Annotated in this window: 14 protein-coding genes; all 14 read left to right on the top strand. The window is 46.0% G+C overall.

All coding sequences use genetic code 11. From position 1 onward, the window contains the following. The 14 genes from QTN95_RS11365 to mreC all read left to right on the top strand — a co-directional run bounded on the left by QTN95_RS11365 (position 1) and on the right by mreC (position 14,050). Positions 1 to 840: an ExeA family protein gene (locus tag QTN95_RS11365; RefSeq protein ID WP_331417556.1), complete on the top strand. Its 840-nt coding sequence runs from the start codon at positions 1 to 3 to the stop codon at positions 838 to 840. Positions 841 to 843: 3 nt separating this feature from the next. Next, positions 844 to 1,890 (top strand): tetratricopeptide repeat protein, encoded by a 1,047-nt coding sequence (locus tag QTN95_RS11360; RefSeq protein ID WP_331417555.1) that lies wholly within the window; start codon positions 844 to 846, stop codon positions 1,888 to 1,890. Then, positions 1,880 to 3,604: a GspE/PulE family protein gene (locus QTN95_RS11355; RefSeq protein ID WP_138973833.1), complete on the top strand. Its 1,725-nt coding sequence runs from the start codon at positions 1,880 to 1,882 to the stop codon at positions 3,602 to 3,604. Before QTN95_RS11360 ends, QTN95_RS11355 begins: the two co-directional genes overlap by 11 nt. A gap of 8 nt (positions 3,605 to 3,612) precedes the next feature. Then, the gene (locus QTN95_RS11350) at positions 3,613 to 4,833 is read left to right on the top strand and encodes a type II secretion system F family protein (protein ID WP_331417554.1); all 1,221 of its coding nucleotides are present in this window, start codon (positions 3,613 to 3,615) and stop codon (positions 4,831 to 4,833) included. Next, positions 4,817 to 5,305 carry an MSHA biogenesis protein MshF gene (locus QTN95_RS11345; protein WP_331417553.1) on the top strand — a complete coding sequence of 163 codons (489 nt, stop codon included), beginning with the start codon at positions 4,817 to 4,819 and terminating at the stop codon, positions 5,303 to 5,305. The genes QTN95_RS11350 and QTN95_RS11345 overlap by 17 nt, the downstream gene beginning before the upstream one ends. A gap of 69 nt (positions 5,306 to 5,374) precedes the next feature. After that, positions 5,375 to 5,941: a prepilin-type N-terminal cleavage/methylation domain-containing protein gene (locus tag QTN95_RS11340; protein ID WP_331417552.1), complete on the top strand. Its 567-nt coding sequence runs from the start codon at positions 5,375 to 5,377 to the stop codon at positions 5,939 to 5,941. 28 nt (positions 5,942 to 5,969) lie between these two features. Next, positions 5,970 to 6,485: a type II secretion system protein gene (locus QTN95_RS11335; RefSeq protein ID WP_331417551.1), complete on the top strand. Its 516-nt coding sequence runs from the start codon at positions 5,970 to 5,972 to the stop codon at positions 6,483 to 6,485. A gap of 132 nt (positions 6,486 to 6,617) precedes the next feature. Further along, positions 6,618 to 7,091 carry a prepilin-type N-terminal cleavage/methylation domain-containing protein gene (locus tag QTN95_RS11330; protein ID WP_331417550.1) on the top strand — a complete coding sequence of 158 codons (474 nt, stop codon included), beginning with the start codon at positions 6,618 to 6,620 and terminating at the stop codon, positions 7,089 to 7,091. Then, positions 7,091 to 7,639: a type IV pilus modification PilV family protein gene (locus QTN95_RS11325; RefSeq protein WP_331417549.1), complete on the top strand. Its 549-nt coding sequence runs from the start codon at positions 7,091 to 7,093 to the stop codon at positions 7,637 to 7,639. The genes QTN95_RS11330 and QTN95_RS11325 overlap by 1 nt, the downstream gene beginning before the upstream one ends. After that, positions 7,639 to 8,364 (top strand): PulJ/GspJ family protein, encoded by a 726-nt coding sequence (locus QTN95_RS11320; RefSeq protein ID WP_331417548.1) that lies wholly within the window; start codon positions 7,639 to 7,641, stop codon positions 8,362 to 8,364. Before QTN95_RS11325 ends, QTN95_RS11320 begins: the two co-directional genes overlap by 1 nt. Beyond that, positions 8,354 to 8,773, top strand: coding sequence for an MSHA biogenesis protein MshP (locus QTN95_RS11315; protein ID WP_331417547.1), 420 nt, complete (start codon positions 8,354 to 8,356; stop codon positions 8,771 to 8,773). The genes QTN95_RS11320 and QTN95_RS11315 overlap by 11 nt, the downstream gene beginning before the upstream one ends. Next, a complete protein-coding gene (locus QTN95_RS11310; RefSeq protein WP_331417546.1) occupies positions 8,773 to 11,931 on the top strand; it encodes a DUF6701 domain-containing protein in 3,159 nt (1,052 codons plus the stop codon). The genes QTN95_RS11315 and QTN95_RS11310 overlap by 1 nt, the downstream gene beginning before the upstream one ends. Before the next feature lie 152 nt (positions 11,932 to 12,083). Further along, entirely contained in the window at positions 12,084 to 13,127 is a 1,044-nt protein-coding gene (locus QTN95_RS11305; protein WP_004747218.1) for a rod shape-determining protein, read from the top strand. A gap of 53 nt (positions 13,128 to 13,180) precedes the next feature. After that, positions 13,181 to 14,050, top strand: coding sequence for a rod shape-determining protein MreC (gene mreC / locus QTN95_RS11300; protein ID WP_331417545.1), 870 nt, complete (start codon positions 13,181 to 13,183; stop codon positions 14,048 to 14,050). The last annotated feature ends 1 nt before the right edge of the window (position 14,051 follow it).

Below are 14,051 nucleotides of genomic sequence, written 5' to 3'. Positions count from 1 at the left end.
ATGTACCTCGAACACTTTGGTTTTGAGCACTTGCCGTTTCACCTCACTCCAGACACAGACTTGTTTTTGGGGTTAGAGCCTCATTATGAGGCGATTCAGACAGTCATGGCGGCACTGGCCATGGGGGAAGGGCTAATCAAAGTGACAGGGGAAGTGGGCACAGGTAAAACCATGATATGTCGAGTCATGGCAAAGCTGTTTGAACCCCATATCCAATTGGTATTTGTACCTAATCCCGCTTTGGATGGAGAGCAGTTGCGAAAGGCGGTCGCCAGTGAACTGGGTATCGATAATAGTGAGTCAGCATCGATTGTTGATGATATTCAGGGGCGTCTGATTGAGCTGACGGCGCAAGGCAAGCAGGTTGTTGTATTGATTGATGAAGCACAAGCTCTTAGTGATGATGCTTTGGAAGTGCTGAGGTTGTTCGGCAACCTAGAAACTGAACGGTGTAAGCTGTTGCAAACGGTAATATTTGGTCAGCCTGAATTGGATGAACGTCTGTCACAGCATCATTTACGTCAGTTTCGCCAGCGGATTACTTTTAGTGCTCAGTTACGCGGACTGACTCTTGACGAGACCGTGGCTTACATTGACAACCGACTAAGCAAAGTCGGTGGTCAAACTTCTCTATTTTCTCTCAATCATAAGAAGGCTATCTGGCGAGCAAGCAAAGGTTATCCAAGATTGATTAATCAAATCTGCCATAAAGCACTGCTGTTGACTTGCAGTCAACAGCTAGCAATTGTCACTAATCGACAACTATTTGCTGCCATTCATGACACTTATGACAGTTGTAAACCTAAATTTAAGAGCCCGCTATTGTGGGGGTGGAGTTAAATCATGAGTGCAATTAATAACGCGCTTGCCAAGTTAGCTAAAGAGTCGCCATCGAAAGTGACACTTGCCAAAGCTGATATCGCCCCAGTGAAACAACGTCCTGTTTTACCTTGGGTGGTAGGAAGTTTTGCGCTGAGTTTAGCGGTTGGTGGCTGGGCAATATCTCAGCAAGCACCGATGAGCGATCGACTTGAGACCATCGAATTTGCGAGCGAGCAAATTGAGGTTGCTTCACCCACTCAGAAAGTGACGCCCAATCACTCTGCCCTGTATCGGACGGATCGCCAAGATAAGCCGTCCCAATCCGCTATAGAAACGCAAAAGGTGAGTAAAAAAACGCCACATTTACAGCAAGCTCCGACTGTTTTGCTGGCTCAAAATAAAGCGACAAGCAACCAAGCTTCTCAAGTGACACAGGCTCAACTAGGCGAAGTGGTCATTGAGCAAGTCGATTTAACGCCACAGCAGTTGTCGGATAAAGCACAACAGCGCGCAAAAAAAGCACTGGATGGCAACAATCTATCAGAAGCACTCAATCATTATAGTGAGGCATTGCGTTATACACCGGCCGATGCCTCAGTCAGAAAACGCTTATCTGCGCTTTACTATGGTAAAGGAGAAGTAAGAAAAGCCGCTGAAATTTTGCAAAAAGGTATCGCCCTCAACCCAGAGGATGTTGATTTACGCTTAGCTTTGGCAAGAATGCTGATGAAAGAGCAGCAGAACGGCGTGGCTTTAACGGTACTCAGTGCCCTACCAAAATCTGTCTCAGTGGAGTACTTAGCTTTACGTGCTGCTTTAGCGCAAAAAGAAAAGCAAGATGAGATGGCTCTGCAAAGTTACCAGCAGTTAGTTGCCATCGAGCCTGATAGTGCTCGCTGGTGGTTAGGACTGGCTATTCAACAAGAGCGAGCTTTTGATTTAGCATCGGCAAAAAGCGCCTACCATCAAGCGTTGACTAAGCTTGGACTCTCTAGCCAGTCGCAGCAATTTATCCGAGACCGACTAACTCTGATTAGCAGTTTAGAGGAATCCAGCAGTGAAAATTAAATTAAGAAAGCGCTTGGGTGATTTGCTAGTCGAAGAGGGCATTATCACTGAACAACAAGTTGAGCAGGCGCTAAATGCACAGCAATCAACGGGTCGAAAGTTAGGTGCGACATTAATCGAGTTAGGATTCTTAAGTGAGCATCAGATGCTGACATTTTTGTCTCAGCAACTTGATATTCCCTTGATCGATCTCAGTCGAGCCAATGTCGATATCGATGCGGTCCAACTTCTGCCTGAAGTGCACGCTCGCCGTTTACGGGCATTGGTCATTGGTCGTCAAATGGATACCTTGCGAGTCGCAATGAGCGATCCTGCCGACCTGTTTGCTCAGGAGGCGCTACTCGGTCAATTATCGCAATACGCGATCGAGTTTGTTATCGCACCAGAAAAACAACTGGTGGACGGGTTTGACCGCTACTATCGCCGAACTAAAGAAATTGCTTCGTTTGCAGAGCAGTTACAGGCGGAGCATCAGGTAACCGAAGCCTTCGATTTTAATATTGAAGGTGAAGACAGTGACGAAGTGACAGTGGTTAAGTTGATCAATTCACTGTTTGAAGATGCCATCCAAGTGGGAGCATCGGACATCCACATTGAACCAGATTCGAATGTTCTGCGTCTACGCCAGCGTATCGATGGGGTCTTGCATGAAACATTGCTCAATGAGGTCAACATTGCCTCGGCGTTAGTGCTGCGTCTAAAACTAATGGCTAACTTAGATATTTCTGAAAAGCGTTTGCCGCAGGATGGACGCTTTAATATCCGAGCCAAAGGGCAATCGGTGGACATTCGTATGTCTACTATGCCAGTGCAATACGGTGAGTCGGTGGTTATGCGTCTGCTCAACCAGTCTTCAGGCGTGAGAAAACTAGAAGAGTCAGGTTTGCCCGATGATCTACTCGTCAGGTTAAGGCGTCAATTGCGTCGACCTCACGGCATGATATTAGTGACTGGCCCAACTGGTTCGGGAAAAACAACGACTCTGTATGGTGCACTCAATGAACTCAATGAGCCAGGCAAAAAAATCATTACTGCTGAAGATCCCGTTGAATACAGATTACCGCGAGTCAATCAGGTTCAGGTTAATCCTAAGATAGACCTCGATTTCTCTACTGTGTTGAGAACATTTCTACGTCAAGACCCTGATATCATCTTGGTCGGTGAGATGCGTGATCAGGAAACGGTCGAAATTGGCCTTCGTGCAGCACTTACTGGGCATTTAGTGCTAAGTACATTGCATACCAATGATGCTGTCGATAGTGCGCTACGAATGATGGACATGGGGGCGCCAGGCTATCTTGTGGCGAGTGCTGTTCGTGCGGTCGTCGCTCAGCGATTGGTGCGAAAAGTATGCCCTGATTGTAAAACGGAAGATGAGCTTGATGCGGCAGACAAGCAATGGATCGCTCAACGCTTCCCTAATCAGGTTGAAAGTCATTTTGTTAAAGGCCGTGGTTGCCAAAACTGTAACCTAACGGGTTACAGAGGGCGTATTGGTGTATTTGAAATGCTTGAGCTTGAGCAAGATATGATGGATATGCTTCGCGCAAATGATGCCGTAGGCTTTTCACGCGTGGCGCGTAACGCACCCAACTACAAACCGTTGCTTGCTTCTGCCATGGAGTTAGCTTTGCAAGGCATTGTCAGTTTGAGTGAAGTGAAGACCTTGGGAGAAGGTGACTCTTCAGGTTCTGCACAGGCGATCTACATCTAGGAATCACTATGCCACATTTTCGATATCAAGGCAGGCACTCAGATGGCTCAGCGACGTCTGGAACGATAGAAGCACCGACTCAGGATGCGGTTGCCGAACAGTTGTTGAGTAAGGGAATCATTCCGACCCGTATTCAGGCTGGCGGTGGTCAGGCTGCGTTCAATATTGATGTCAAAGCGTTACTCACTCCAACGATCCCTTTGGAAGTGCTGGTCATTTTCTGTCGTCAGCTATACAGCTTAACTAAAGCCGGAGTTCCCTTGCTGCGCTCGATGAAAGGGTTGAGTCAAAATAGCGCCAACAAGCAACTTCAGCAAGCGCTTGAAGCGGTCACTCAAGAGCTAACCAACGGTCGCAGCTTGTCGAATTCAATGCAGATGTATCCTAAAGTGTTTAGCTCACTGTTTGTCTCTATGGTCCATGTCGGGGAGAACACAGGTCGTCTTGATCAGGCCTTGTTGCAACTGGCGAACTACTATGAGCAGGAAGTTGAAACACGTAAGCGTATTAAAACAGCGATGCGTTACCCGACGTTTGTGATCAGTTTTATTGTGGTCGCGATGTTTATTCTCAACGTTAAAGTGATCCCTCAGTTTACCAGTATGTTCGCTCGCTTCGGTGTGGATCTGCCACTGCCAACACGAATCCTCATTTCAACGTCAGAATTCTTTGTTAACTATTGGTTGGTTCTGGTCGCTATCATGATAGGTGCCTTATTTGCCCTGAAAGCTTGGATCGGGACTGCCAATAGTCGTGAGCAGTGGGATAAGTTTCGCTTGAGAATGCCTGTGGTCGGAGAGTTGATCAATCGAGCTCAACTGTCACGATTTTCAAGAACCTTTGCCTTGATGCTTAAGGCGGGGGTACCGCTCAATCAATCATTGGCTTTATCTGCGGAAGCGTTAGGAAATCGATTTCTAGAAAACCGACTTCTTGAGATGAAATCCTCCATTGAAGCGGGCAGCCCTATATCATCGACAGCAATTAATAGCGGCATCTTTACACCATTGGTTATTCAGATGATTTCTGTCGGCGAGGAGACGGGGCGAATAGACGAACTGCTACTAGAAGTAGCTGACTTCTATGACAGAGAAGTGGACTATGACCTAAAAACACTAACAGCACGCATCGAGCCGATATTGTTGGTGATTGTCGCCAGTATGGTGTTAGTGCTTGCGCTGGGTATCTTCCTGCCGATGTGGGGCATGCTTGATGCTATCAAGGGTTAATGCGGCACTGTTCCTTCAGCGCTCAAGATTAATCACTTGGTTGCTGGTGGTGATGGTTCTGACTCTCAGCTTGCTACTCGCGTGGCAGAATGTAGAAGTTAAGGCCAACGATTCTGCTTTCTTGCTGGCGACTCAAAGAGTGATTGAACGAGCGAGTTACTTTAAGCAGCAGTGGTTATTGGCAAAGAGAAATACGCCGTTAGAGGTTGATGGTAGGGTGTTGAACTACACTAATAGTGGGTGGATTGAACCGCTTGATAGTGACCGACAGAATAGCTGTACTTTTTGGTTAGAGGTTCTATACCCAGAGAAAGAAATCCTAGGTAAAGAGCCATGGAAGATAGTCGATGATTCAATAGGCACCAGCTACAGTTGTAGCTATTTTTATCAGCAAGGCAGAGTGTTCACTATCAATCTGATCGGTAACAAGTTTTCTGCTAAAGTTGGATTCTTAGCTGAGTCTCATAATTGAAGTTTGGCTTCTAGCAGAAGTAAGAAAATTCCGTATAATACGGTGTACTAAATAGTAGGTTATTAATTTATGGCTAACAAACAGTCTGGTTTTTCATTGGTTGAGTTGGTCGTGGTCATTGTCGTGGTAGGTTTACTTGCCGTGGCGGCGTTACCGCGCTTTTTAGATGTGACTGATGAAGCAAAAAAAGCCAGTGTTGAAGGTGTTGCTGGTGGATATGCGACGGGCGTGTTATCGGCTAGAGCCCAGTGGGAAGCAGAGGCGAGACCCTCGGTGACCATTGATGGTACAACACGTAATACAGTGAACTATGACGGTGTTGATTTTTGGCTTACAAGTTCTGATCAAGCTGGTGGGGATTTTAGAGATGGCTATCCGTATGCCATCAACAACGGTGACAATAGTTTTCCTGCCGGGCTGACCAATGATATTTGTATCGAACTCATGTCTAACCTACTTCAGAATCCGCCAAGAGTGGGCACAACTGCTCAAGCTGAGGCCGATTCAAATATTAAGTATTCAGCTCAGGCTGATGACGGGGCTTCAACTTGCACCTATATTCAGCAAGAGGGTAATAGCGAAAATCAGTTTGTTTATGAAATTGAAACGGGTCGTGTGACCGTAACTCTGCAGTAATGCGCTATAAAAATAGAGAGATAGAACGATGAAAAGACAAGGCGGTTTCACCCTTATTGAACTTGTGGTAGTCATTGTTATTTTGGGTATTCTTGCCGTCACTGCGGCACCACGTTTTTTGAACTTACAAGATGATGCTCGACAGGCAACCTTAGAAGGATTTCGAGGAGCAGTTGCGGGCTCTATGGGGATCTCATATGGGCGCGCAGCTATCGAAGGTATTGAGAGAGTTCGTTGGGTAGATACAACTTCGGAAAATGTTGTAGGTGGCGTACAGCATTCGTTTGGGTACCCTATTGCGGATAATACTAACGGTATTGGTGCAACAATAGAGCAATCAGGGGAGTTCGTTGTTCTTAGCACAACAGGTACCAATGGTACCGATGCAACAATTGTTTATGGTATTGCTAACTATAACGGCGCTTGTGTTCGCTACACTGAGGCAACAGCAGCGGATGTGGCGGCAACAGTGACATTGGTTGTGCCTGAAGAAGGTGAGGAAGCGGCGACTGCGTGTGATGTACTAGCACCTGCCGAAGGCTAACGTCACAAATTAGTAAATAGGCCAGCAACGCTGGCCTTTTTCTTACGTTATACCATCATCTTTCAGTCCTCATCACGCAGATCTTTTGCACCAACTGATATACTTTAAAAGTCTCCCTTCACGGTACTAGGCATGATTAAGTCGAAGTTCTCTGGTTTTACATTAGTTGAGTTGATTATTGTCATCCTACTTATTGCGATTGTTTCTGCGTATGCTGCCAGTCGTTATGCTGGTACTTCCGGCTTTTCTCCCTTTATTGCTCAAGAGCAGGTAATCTCGGTTATTCGCCAGGTTCAGGTTAACCGCATGCAATCGAATATCGATATTGATGCTGTGGTTGGCAATAGCAACTTTTCCTTACGCTTATTGAACGACTGTATTGGCTCCCAAGCTGCCTGTGCAGATCAAAATCAAAGTCGCAGTGATTGGGTGGTGATTGAAGATGTTACTTTTAGCTCTAATGTTGGTGATCTAGTCAATTTTGATCTGTTGGGGAGCCTGAGTGATGTTGTTGCTCCTGTCCTGATTGAAATGCGTTCTACAGATGGCACTTGTGCAGGGGTGGAAATAAATGCCATTGGTTACGTTTCGCCACGGGGGTGCTAATGAAGCGTAAGCTTGGCTTTACCTTAATCGAGAGCATCATTGTGATTGTGGTGATGGGGCTGGCTATGGTGACTATCACCAGTTTTCTCGTGCCACAAATAACGCGTTCAGCAGACCCTTACTACCAAACTAGATCGGCGGCGTTGGGACAAAGTGTTATGTCCTCAATTTTGGCGCGTGGTTTCGATGAAAACAGCGATTTGAGCGGTGGCTTTGCTCGCTGTGATGAAGTCATTGTTGGCCAGCCGGTTGTCAGTTGTACCGCAGAGGACGACTTTGGTGCAGAGGAAGATGAGGGAGTTGATGCTGACGCCATTCGTCCACAGTTATATAACGATGTCGATGACTTTATTGGCTGTTGGCAGCAACAACCTGCCAACGGATGTCGTGATTTAGATTTGTTACTAGGAGATTCCAGCTACCGTAATTTCCGTTTGGATATTGAGGTGACTTATGCAGATGGAACGAGCTTAAAGAGAATTAATCTAGTGATTTCTGCCGCCGACCAGACACCCGTGACCCTGGATGCTTATCGAGGTAACTATTGATGAAAGCCAAAGGTTTCACGTTAATTGAAATGGTGATCACCCTAATTGTTGGCGCGATTCTGGTGCTGGGTATTGCTGGCTTTGTTGAGCTGGGTGCGAGAGGCTATTCGGATACGGTCGAACGTCAGCGATTGCAAACTCAGGCGAAATTTATATTGGAGAAAATGTCGCGCGAGATTCGCCATGCGGTGCCTAATATGCTTAGTAGCAACAGCGTAATCGCACAGTCCACTAGTTGTCTCTCTTTTTTTCCGATTCTGGACTCGGGTTATTATGCGGTTTCAGGGGACGATATTCAGTTTGTTATCGGTCAGCAAGGCGTCACTGCGGACGATCTAGGCCAACTGACTCTAGTCATTAATCCTACCGAAGCAAATCCGACGAACAATGTGTTCCCACTGAACAATGTCACTAGCAGCAACGATACCTTTTTAATTCCAGATGCCGCGTCTTCTTTAGTTGGCAATTCAGTGTCGAATCGTCATTACATCTATAATCCTAATGGTCGTGTCGATTACTGTTTGGCTGGTGGTCAACTGCGCAGAGCGGTGAATGGTAATAATGATTTACCCTTATCAGACATCGGCGTAGATGGAACGCTCGATTACATTCCTGCAACCGTTCAGACCAATGGCATTGTTGATGTTGATATCACGTTTAACAATGCGCAGGGAGACGAAGCGAGTAACTTTCAGCAGCAGATACAGGTGCTAAATGTTCCGTAAAAAACAGCAAGGCAGTTTATATATAGTGATTATTTTTGTGCTTGTTGTGATGGGGTTTCTGGCAACAAGCCTTAGCCGTATTAGCTGGTCAAACAGTGATAGTCACTCGAAGGATGCGATAGGGACGCAGGCAGCTCTGTTAGCGCACTCTGGCAACGAGTGGGCGCTAAAAGAGATTTATGATATTGCAGGCGCAGATTCAGTGGCCAATCAATGTGCAGCGATAGATGGGACAGCGATAAATCTATTTCAAACCACGGTCAGTTGCCAGAGTGTTGAGGTAAGTTGTCAGGCAAGAGGTGGACAACTTGCGGACGGAACTCAAATGTATGTGGTGACCTCAGTGGCAAATTGTGGAACAGGGGTAAATCAAATGCAGCGTAGTCAGCAAGTATGGATTAGGGAGTGATGATGCGAATAATTAAGTCGCTGTTTATCAGCTTGACACTATTGCTGTTTTCGGCCGTAACCTTTGCTGCATGTCAATATAAGGGCAAGGAAGACTTCACTGTTTCATTTACTGTATTGGCTTCTGATAACTATCAAAGCTTTGTTCTTAACCAAGGTAGCCATGGTTATACCTTATGGTACACAAAGGAAGAAAAAAGTTCAGGCAGCTATATCTTTAACGAGCAACAGCTTGTTACTGGCAATACTTACCAAATTACGATTGTGAGTGAGTATAACAGTTCGATAAAAATGAGTGATCTTGAATACTATCGTAATGATGGCAATGGTTGGCTACTGATTGACAAGAAAACGCAAGCACTCGAGAACGGAGCTCACAGACCCGCTCCTTCTAATGGTGTTAGTGATTTGAACTGTAGCAATACAGCTAATCCGCCATCGGTGTTTCCAGAACAGTGTGCAATCGCACCTTATGCCGTACAAAGTTGGCAAGGTGCTGCATCTTCAGCATTAACGTTTACTGGCGACGGAAACATATATGGCACCAAGTCTTTTCTGGGCAAAGTGGGCTTTGATCAAGTCGTAAAAGAGTGGGATGAGCAACAAGCTTGTGATGGAAAAGCTTGTGAGGCCGACTCTGCATTATTTGTTGATAGCCCTGCCGTAGAATCTGTGTTTACCACTACACAGAGTGTGACTTTAGGTTGGAATAGCACACCAGAGTCCTTTACGGGAAATAACTATAGCAAGGTAACAGTCAGCGGTGGAGTACACATATTCCCCAACAGCGAGTATCAAATTGGTGAACTGGTCATACTAAATGATGCCGTGGTTCAGTTCCCGAATAAAACATGGCTTAAAGTGAACAAGCTAACCATGATCGATAACGGTAAATTTGTCACAAAAGATAATGATAGCTCCAACTTAATTATATGGGCGGAAAATTCAACATCTGGAGTATTGGCTAATATTGATATAGGTGAAGGAACCCAGCCTATTTATGCTGTTATCTTCAGCCGTCATTCAGCTCGTTTTAGTGGCAGTGCGTCTATTATTGGTTCGATTACATCTAGATATATCGAAATGGATGGAAGCAGCCGAATCGATGCGAGGGGCAATGAATGCTCGACTCCGGTAGAGATTAGTCGTATCGAAATTAAACCCTACAACTATCATCTAACCTGCGAGATTGGGGATGACCAGATTGTTGAGGTCCATGTTTTAGATAGCGATGGCAATTATCTTTCAGGTTATCAACCGTCTTTAATTCAGGAAAATGGCAATAACCTGAGCATTAATTTTATTGCTGAAGCAAATGGTATTGCTCAATATCGAGTAACCACCTTACCAACCTCCACTGTCGGAGAGTATGATCTGAAAGCGAGCCTCACGACAGAGGGGCAGACGTTTGAAGATACGGATCAGATCAAGTATGTGCCGTATAAATTTGAGGTCGCAGATCAGTATGTGATTGCGGGTCAGAACAATCAGGCGAGTGTCGATGTAAAAGCGTGTAGTAATAGTGGCCAGTTGATCACATTAGGTTATACCGGAAGTCCTACGGCGAGTTTTTCCTACCAAAGACCCTCTTCCGCCTTGGTTGATACGAATGATTTCACTTTTAGTGCCCAACTAACAGACTCGAATCGTAACGCTGATTTTACCTTTAAAGAGTCTGGTCATATTCGAGTGACGATGACCGATAACAGCTTTGTCTGTGATGATGGCCGTTGCCCCGTAGAAGGCGGTGCATTACAAGGCCAGTTTGATGTCTACTCGCGACCATGGAAAATCGCAATGTGTAATGTGGCTGAGGTGAATAATAGCTCAAACCTCAACCCAGCAACCACAACAGGCAGTCCCGGTTTTATGGCGTCTGGTGATGATTTTACTGTGAGCTATGTTCCCATTGTGCATGGTGACGCTAGAGGCAGTGCGTCTGAGCAATGCGACTACCCTCAGACAGGCAATTATGGCTTGGATAATGGTCCACTTAATGTAACTTATCGTGTCATTTACCCGACGGCATCGGCAGTCAGCGGTACAGTCACACCCAGCACAATTCCCGCTTTCGATAGTAGTAACCTAACGAGACAACTGACTCACAATTGGAATGAGGTTGGTACTGTCCAGTTTACGACAGGGGCAACTTACCTAACGATGGATCTCGATGCTGATCAGCTGGAAATCGGTCGTTTTTATCCTAAGTTCTTCAATGTCGTCAATACCCCTAGTTGGGATTACCCAGGCAACCAATCTTTCGCCTATATGAATCAGCCGTTTAACGGTGTGTCCTTTGATGTCGAAGCGTTAAACGCTCAGGAACAGGCAGTGCAAAACTATGCTAGCTTTGATTCTGATTTAACGGCGGGCTTTGTTCTGTTCGAACCAGATTTTACCGAGCGATTTAACTCGCCCACACCGAGCAAACAGTGGGCACTCACATCACAACGTAGTATTGGTACTTTCACATTGGACGATGCTGCGCCTTCGACTGATTGCGAAAGTGAACTGTGCTGGGAAAAGGCGCCAGCGGCAGATGGCTACCAAGATGGTCCATTTAATGGTGCAACTGGCACTGCATCAAATATCTCGATAACTGACACCGGAGTATCAAATAGAGATCCTGTCGATTATCCAACACCAGCAGAAGGTGAAGATGATCCTCGCGTGCTGACACTGCAACCGGATATTCGTTTTGGACGAATAGAGCTGGATAGTGTTGGTGGAACGGTTAGCTCTGAACTGCCAATTCCACTGCGCGTGAAGTTCTGGGATGGCAGTCGCTTTATTACCAACACCGACGATAGTTCCACAGAGGTGGATGGCAGTAACGATGCAGGCGAGAATCGCAATATCTGGGTTGAGCCTAATCAAACCGCTTTTGAGGTTACCTTAGGTGATGGTGGTCAAATAGCCGTTGGTCAATCTCGAACCATAACTGCCACTCATGCCTCAGATGTTCGCCAGCAGACGCAGGTATGGTTAGAGCTGGACAATGCCAGCAATCAGCTACCTTGGTTGCGTTTTCGTTGGCAAGATGCCAATCGGGCAGAAATAAATGGCGAGGAGGATCCTTCTTCGGTAGTGACGTTCGGAATTTATCGAGGAAATGATCGGGTGATCTTCAGAGGTGAACCGGGCTTAACTGGGCAGTAATTTCTGTGTTTTTTTTGCCCATCGTTAGGAATCTGTTAGAAATTGCGTGTTTCAGCCCATGTTTACACTTCAATGCCTTGCTGTAGCGGCAAGGCATTGGTACATTTAGTGCAATTTTCTATCTTATAATTCTTTCAGGACGAGCGAAGAATATGTTCAAAAAACTTCGTGGCATATTTTCAAATGACCTATCTATCGATTTAGGTACTGCCAACACTCTTATCTACGTTAAAGGACAGGGCATCGTCCTAGACGAGCCTTCTGTCGTTGCAATTCGTCAAGACCGCAACCGTGCGGGCAAAAGTGTCGCTGCTGTCGGACACGCCGCAAAGCAGATGCTAGGCCGTACTCCAGGTAACATCTCTGCAATCCGTCCAATGAAAGATGGCGTTATCGCTGATTTCTACGTGACAGAAAAAATGCTTCAGCACTTTATTAAACAAGTGCATGACAATAGCGTACTAAAACCAAGCCCACGTGTACTTGTTTGTGTCCCTTGTGGTTCAACTCAAGTAGAGCGTCGTGCAATCCGTGAATCTGCGCTAGGTGCAGGTGCTCGAGAGGTTTATCTAATTGACGAACCTATGGCAGCAGCGATTGGTGCAGGTCTACGCGTTTCTGAGCCAACGGGTTCAATGGTGGTCGATATCGGTGGTGGTACGACGGAAGTTGCGGTTATCTCACTAAATGGCGTGGTTTACTCTTCGTCAGTGCGTATTGGTGGTGATCGTTTCGATGAAGCGATCATCAACTATGTGCGTCGTAACTACGGTAGCTTGATTGGTGAAGCAACCGCAGAGAAGATCAAACATGAAATCGGTTCTGCTTATCCAGGTGATGAGGTTGAAGAGATCGAAGTTCGTGGTCGTAACCTAGCAGAGGGTGTGCCGCGTAGCTTTAGCCTAAACTCCAATGAGATTCTTGAAGCACTTCAAGAGCCACTAACAGGTATTGTTTCTGCAGTAATGGTTGCACTTGAGCAATGTCCACCAGAGCTTGCTTCTGATATCTCAGAAAACGGTATGGTACTAACGGGCGGTGGTGCGTTACTTAAAGATCTTGATCGTCTTCTGACTGAAGAAACAGGTATCCCTGTTGTTATCGCAGAAGATCCACTAACGTGTGTTGCGCGTGGTGGTGGTAAAGCTCTTGAAATGATCGATATGCACGGCGGCGATCTGTTTAGCGAAGAATAATTGATTGATCTTGGCGTTACGCCAAGATTGGCAAGATAAGGATCTCATATTCTATGAAGCCTATTTTTGGCCGGGGACCTTCACTTCAGCTACGTCTGTTTTTTGCCGTCATTCTATCAGCCAGCCTAATGCTGGCTGATAGTCGTTTAGGCGCATTTGCCCACGTACGTTATCTGCTCAATAGTGTAGTAGCCCCAATCCAATATTTAGCGGATGTTCCTCGCGTAATGTTTGATGGTGCTTATGAGCGTTTTAACATCCGTCAAGATTATATGGAAAGCACTCGTACGCTTAAGCGCGAGGTGTTACGCCTTAAAAACGATCTACTGCTGCTTGATCAGTATCGTGAAGAAAACCAGCGATTACGAAAGCTACTGGGTTCATCATTTATTCGAGATGAACGTAAAGTGGTGACCGAAGTGATGGCGGTTGATACCTCGCCATATCGTCATCAAGTGGTGATAGATAAAGGTCAGATTGACGGTGTTTATGTCGGACAACCAGTCGCCAATGAAAAAGGCATCGTGGGTCAAGTCACCTTCGTGTCGGCTCACAACAGCCGAGTGTTGCTGTTGACTGATAGCCTCAGCGCCATTCCTGTGCAAGTGATTCGCAATGATATTCGAGTTATCGCCTCGGGTAATGGTAAGTCAGATCGTATCAATCTTGATCACATCCCAATCAGTTTAGATATTGAACAGGGTGATCTATTAGTGACATCGGGTTTAGGTGGCATTTATCCAGAAGGCTTCCCTGTGGCACATGTTGCCGAGGTTGAGCGAGATACTGCTCGTGAATTTGCTGTGATTGAAGCGGAGCCTGTGGTCGACTTTGAACGCTTACGTTACTTGCTATTGATATGGCCGAATGATTCTCGTCAGGAGAAGATCCAACAAGTACTGCCTGAGAATTTGGAGGAGTAAG

Origin of the sequence: Vibrio sp. M260112 (assembly GCF_036533775.1) — a bacterium.
GTDB lineage: Bacteria > Pseudomonadota > Gammaproteobacteria > Enterobacterales > Vibrionaceae > Vibrio.
The sequence above is the reverse complement of the archived record's forward strand: the minus strand, read 5'-3'. Positions and strand labels throughout refer to the sequence as shown.

Excerpts from the sequence above, each read along its gene's own strand:
- QTN95_RS11340 (WP_331417552.1), top strand. The coding sequence starts at position 5,375 with ATGGCTAACAAACAGTCTGGTTTTTCATTGGTTGAGTTGGTCGTGGTC.
- QTN95_RS11325 (WP_331417549.1), top strand. The coding sequence starts at position 7,091 with ATGAAGCGTAAGCTTGGCTTTACCTTAATCGAGAGCATCATTGTGATT.
- QTN95_RS11315 (WP_331417547.1), top strand. The coding sequence starts at position 8,354 with ATGTTCCGTAAAAAACAGCAAGGCAGTTTATATATAGTGATTATTTTT.
- QTN95_RS11310 (WP_331417546.1), top strand. The coding sequence starts at position 8,773 with ATGATGCGAATAATTAAGTCGCTGTTTATCAGCTTGACACTATTGCTG.
- QTN95_RS11365 (WP_331417556.1), top strand. The coding sequence starts at position 1 with ATGTACCTCGAACACTTTGGTTTTGAGCACTTGCCGTTTCACCTCACT.
- QTN95_RS11350 (WP_331417554.1), top strand. The coding sequence starts at position 3,613 with ATGCCACATTTTCGATATCAAGGCAGGCACTCAGATGGCTCAGCGACG.
- QTN95_RS11305 (WP_004747218.1), top strand. The coding sequence starts at position 12,084 with ATGTTCAAAAAACTTCGTGGCATATTTTCAAATGACCTATCTATCGAT.
- QTN95_RS11330 (WP_331417550.1), top strand. The coding sequence starts at position 6,618 with ATGATTAAGTCGAAGTTCTCTGGTTTTACATTAGTTGAGTTGATTATT.
- QTN95_RS11335 (WP_331417551.1), top strand. The coding sequence starts at position 5,970 with ATGAAAAGACAAGGCGGTTTCACCCTTATTGAACTTGTGGTAGTCATT.
- QTN95_RS11345 (WP_331417553.1), top strand. The coding sequence starts at position 4,817 with ATGCTATCAAGGGTTAATGCGGCACTGTTCCTTCAGCGCTCAAGATTA.
- QTN95_RS11360 (WP_331417555.1), top strand. The coding sequence starts at position 844 with ATGAGTGCAATTAATAACGCGCTTGCCAAGTTAGCTAAAGAGTCGCCA.
- mreC (WP_331417545.1), top strand. The coding sequence starts at position 13,181 with ATGAAGCCTATTTTTGGCCGGGGACCTTCACTTCAGCTACGTCTGTTT.
- QTN95_RS11320 (WP_331417548.1), top strand. The coding sequence starts at position 7,639 with ATGAAAGCCAAAGGTTTCACGTTAATTGAAATGGTGATCACCCTAATT.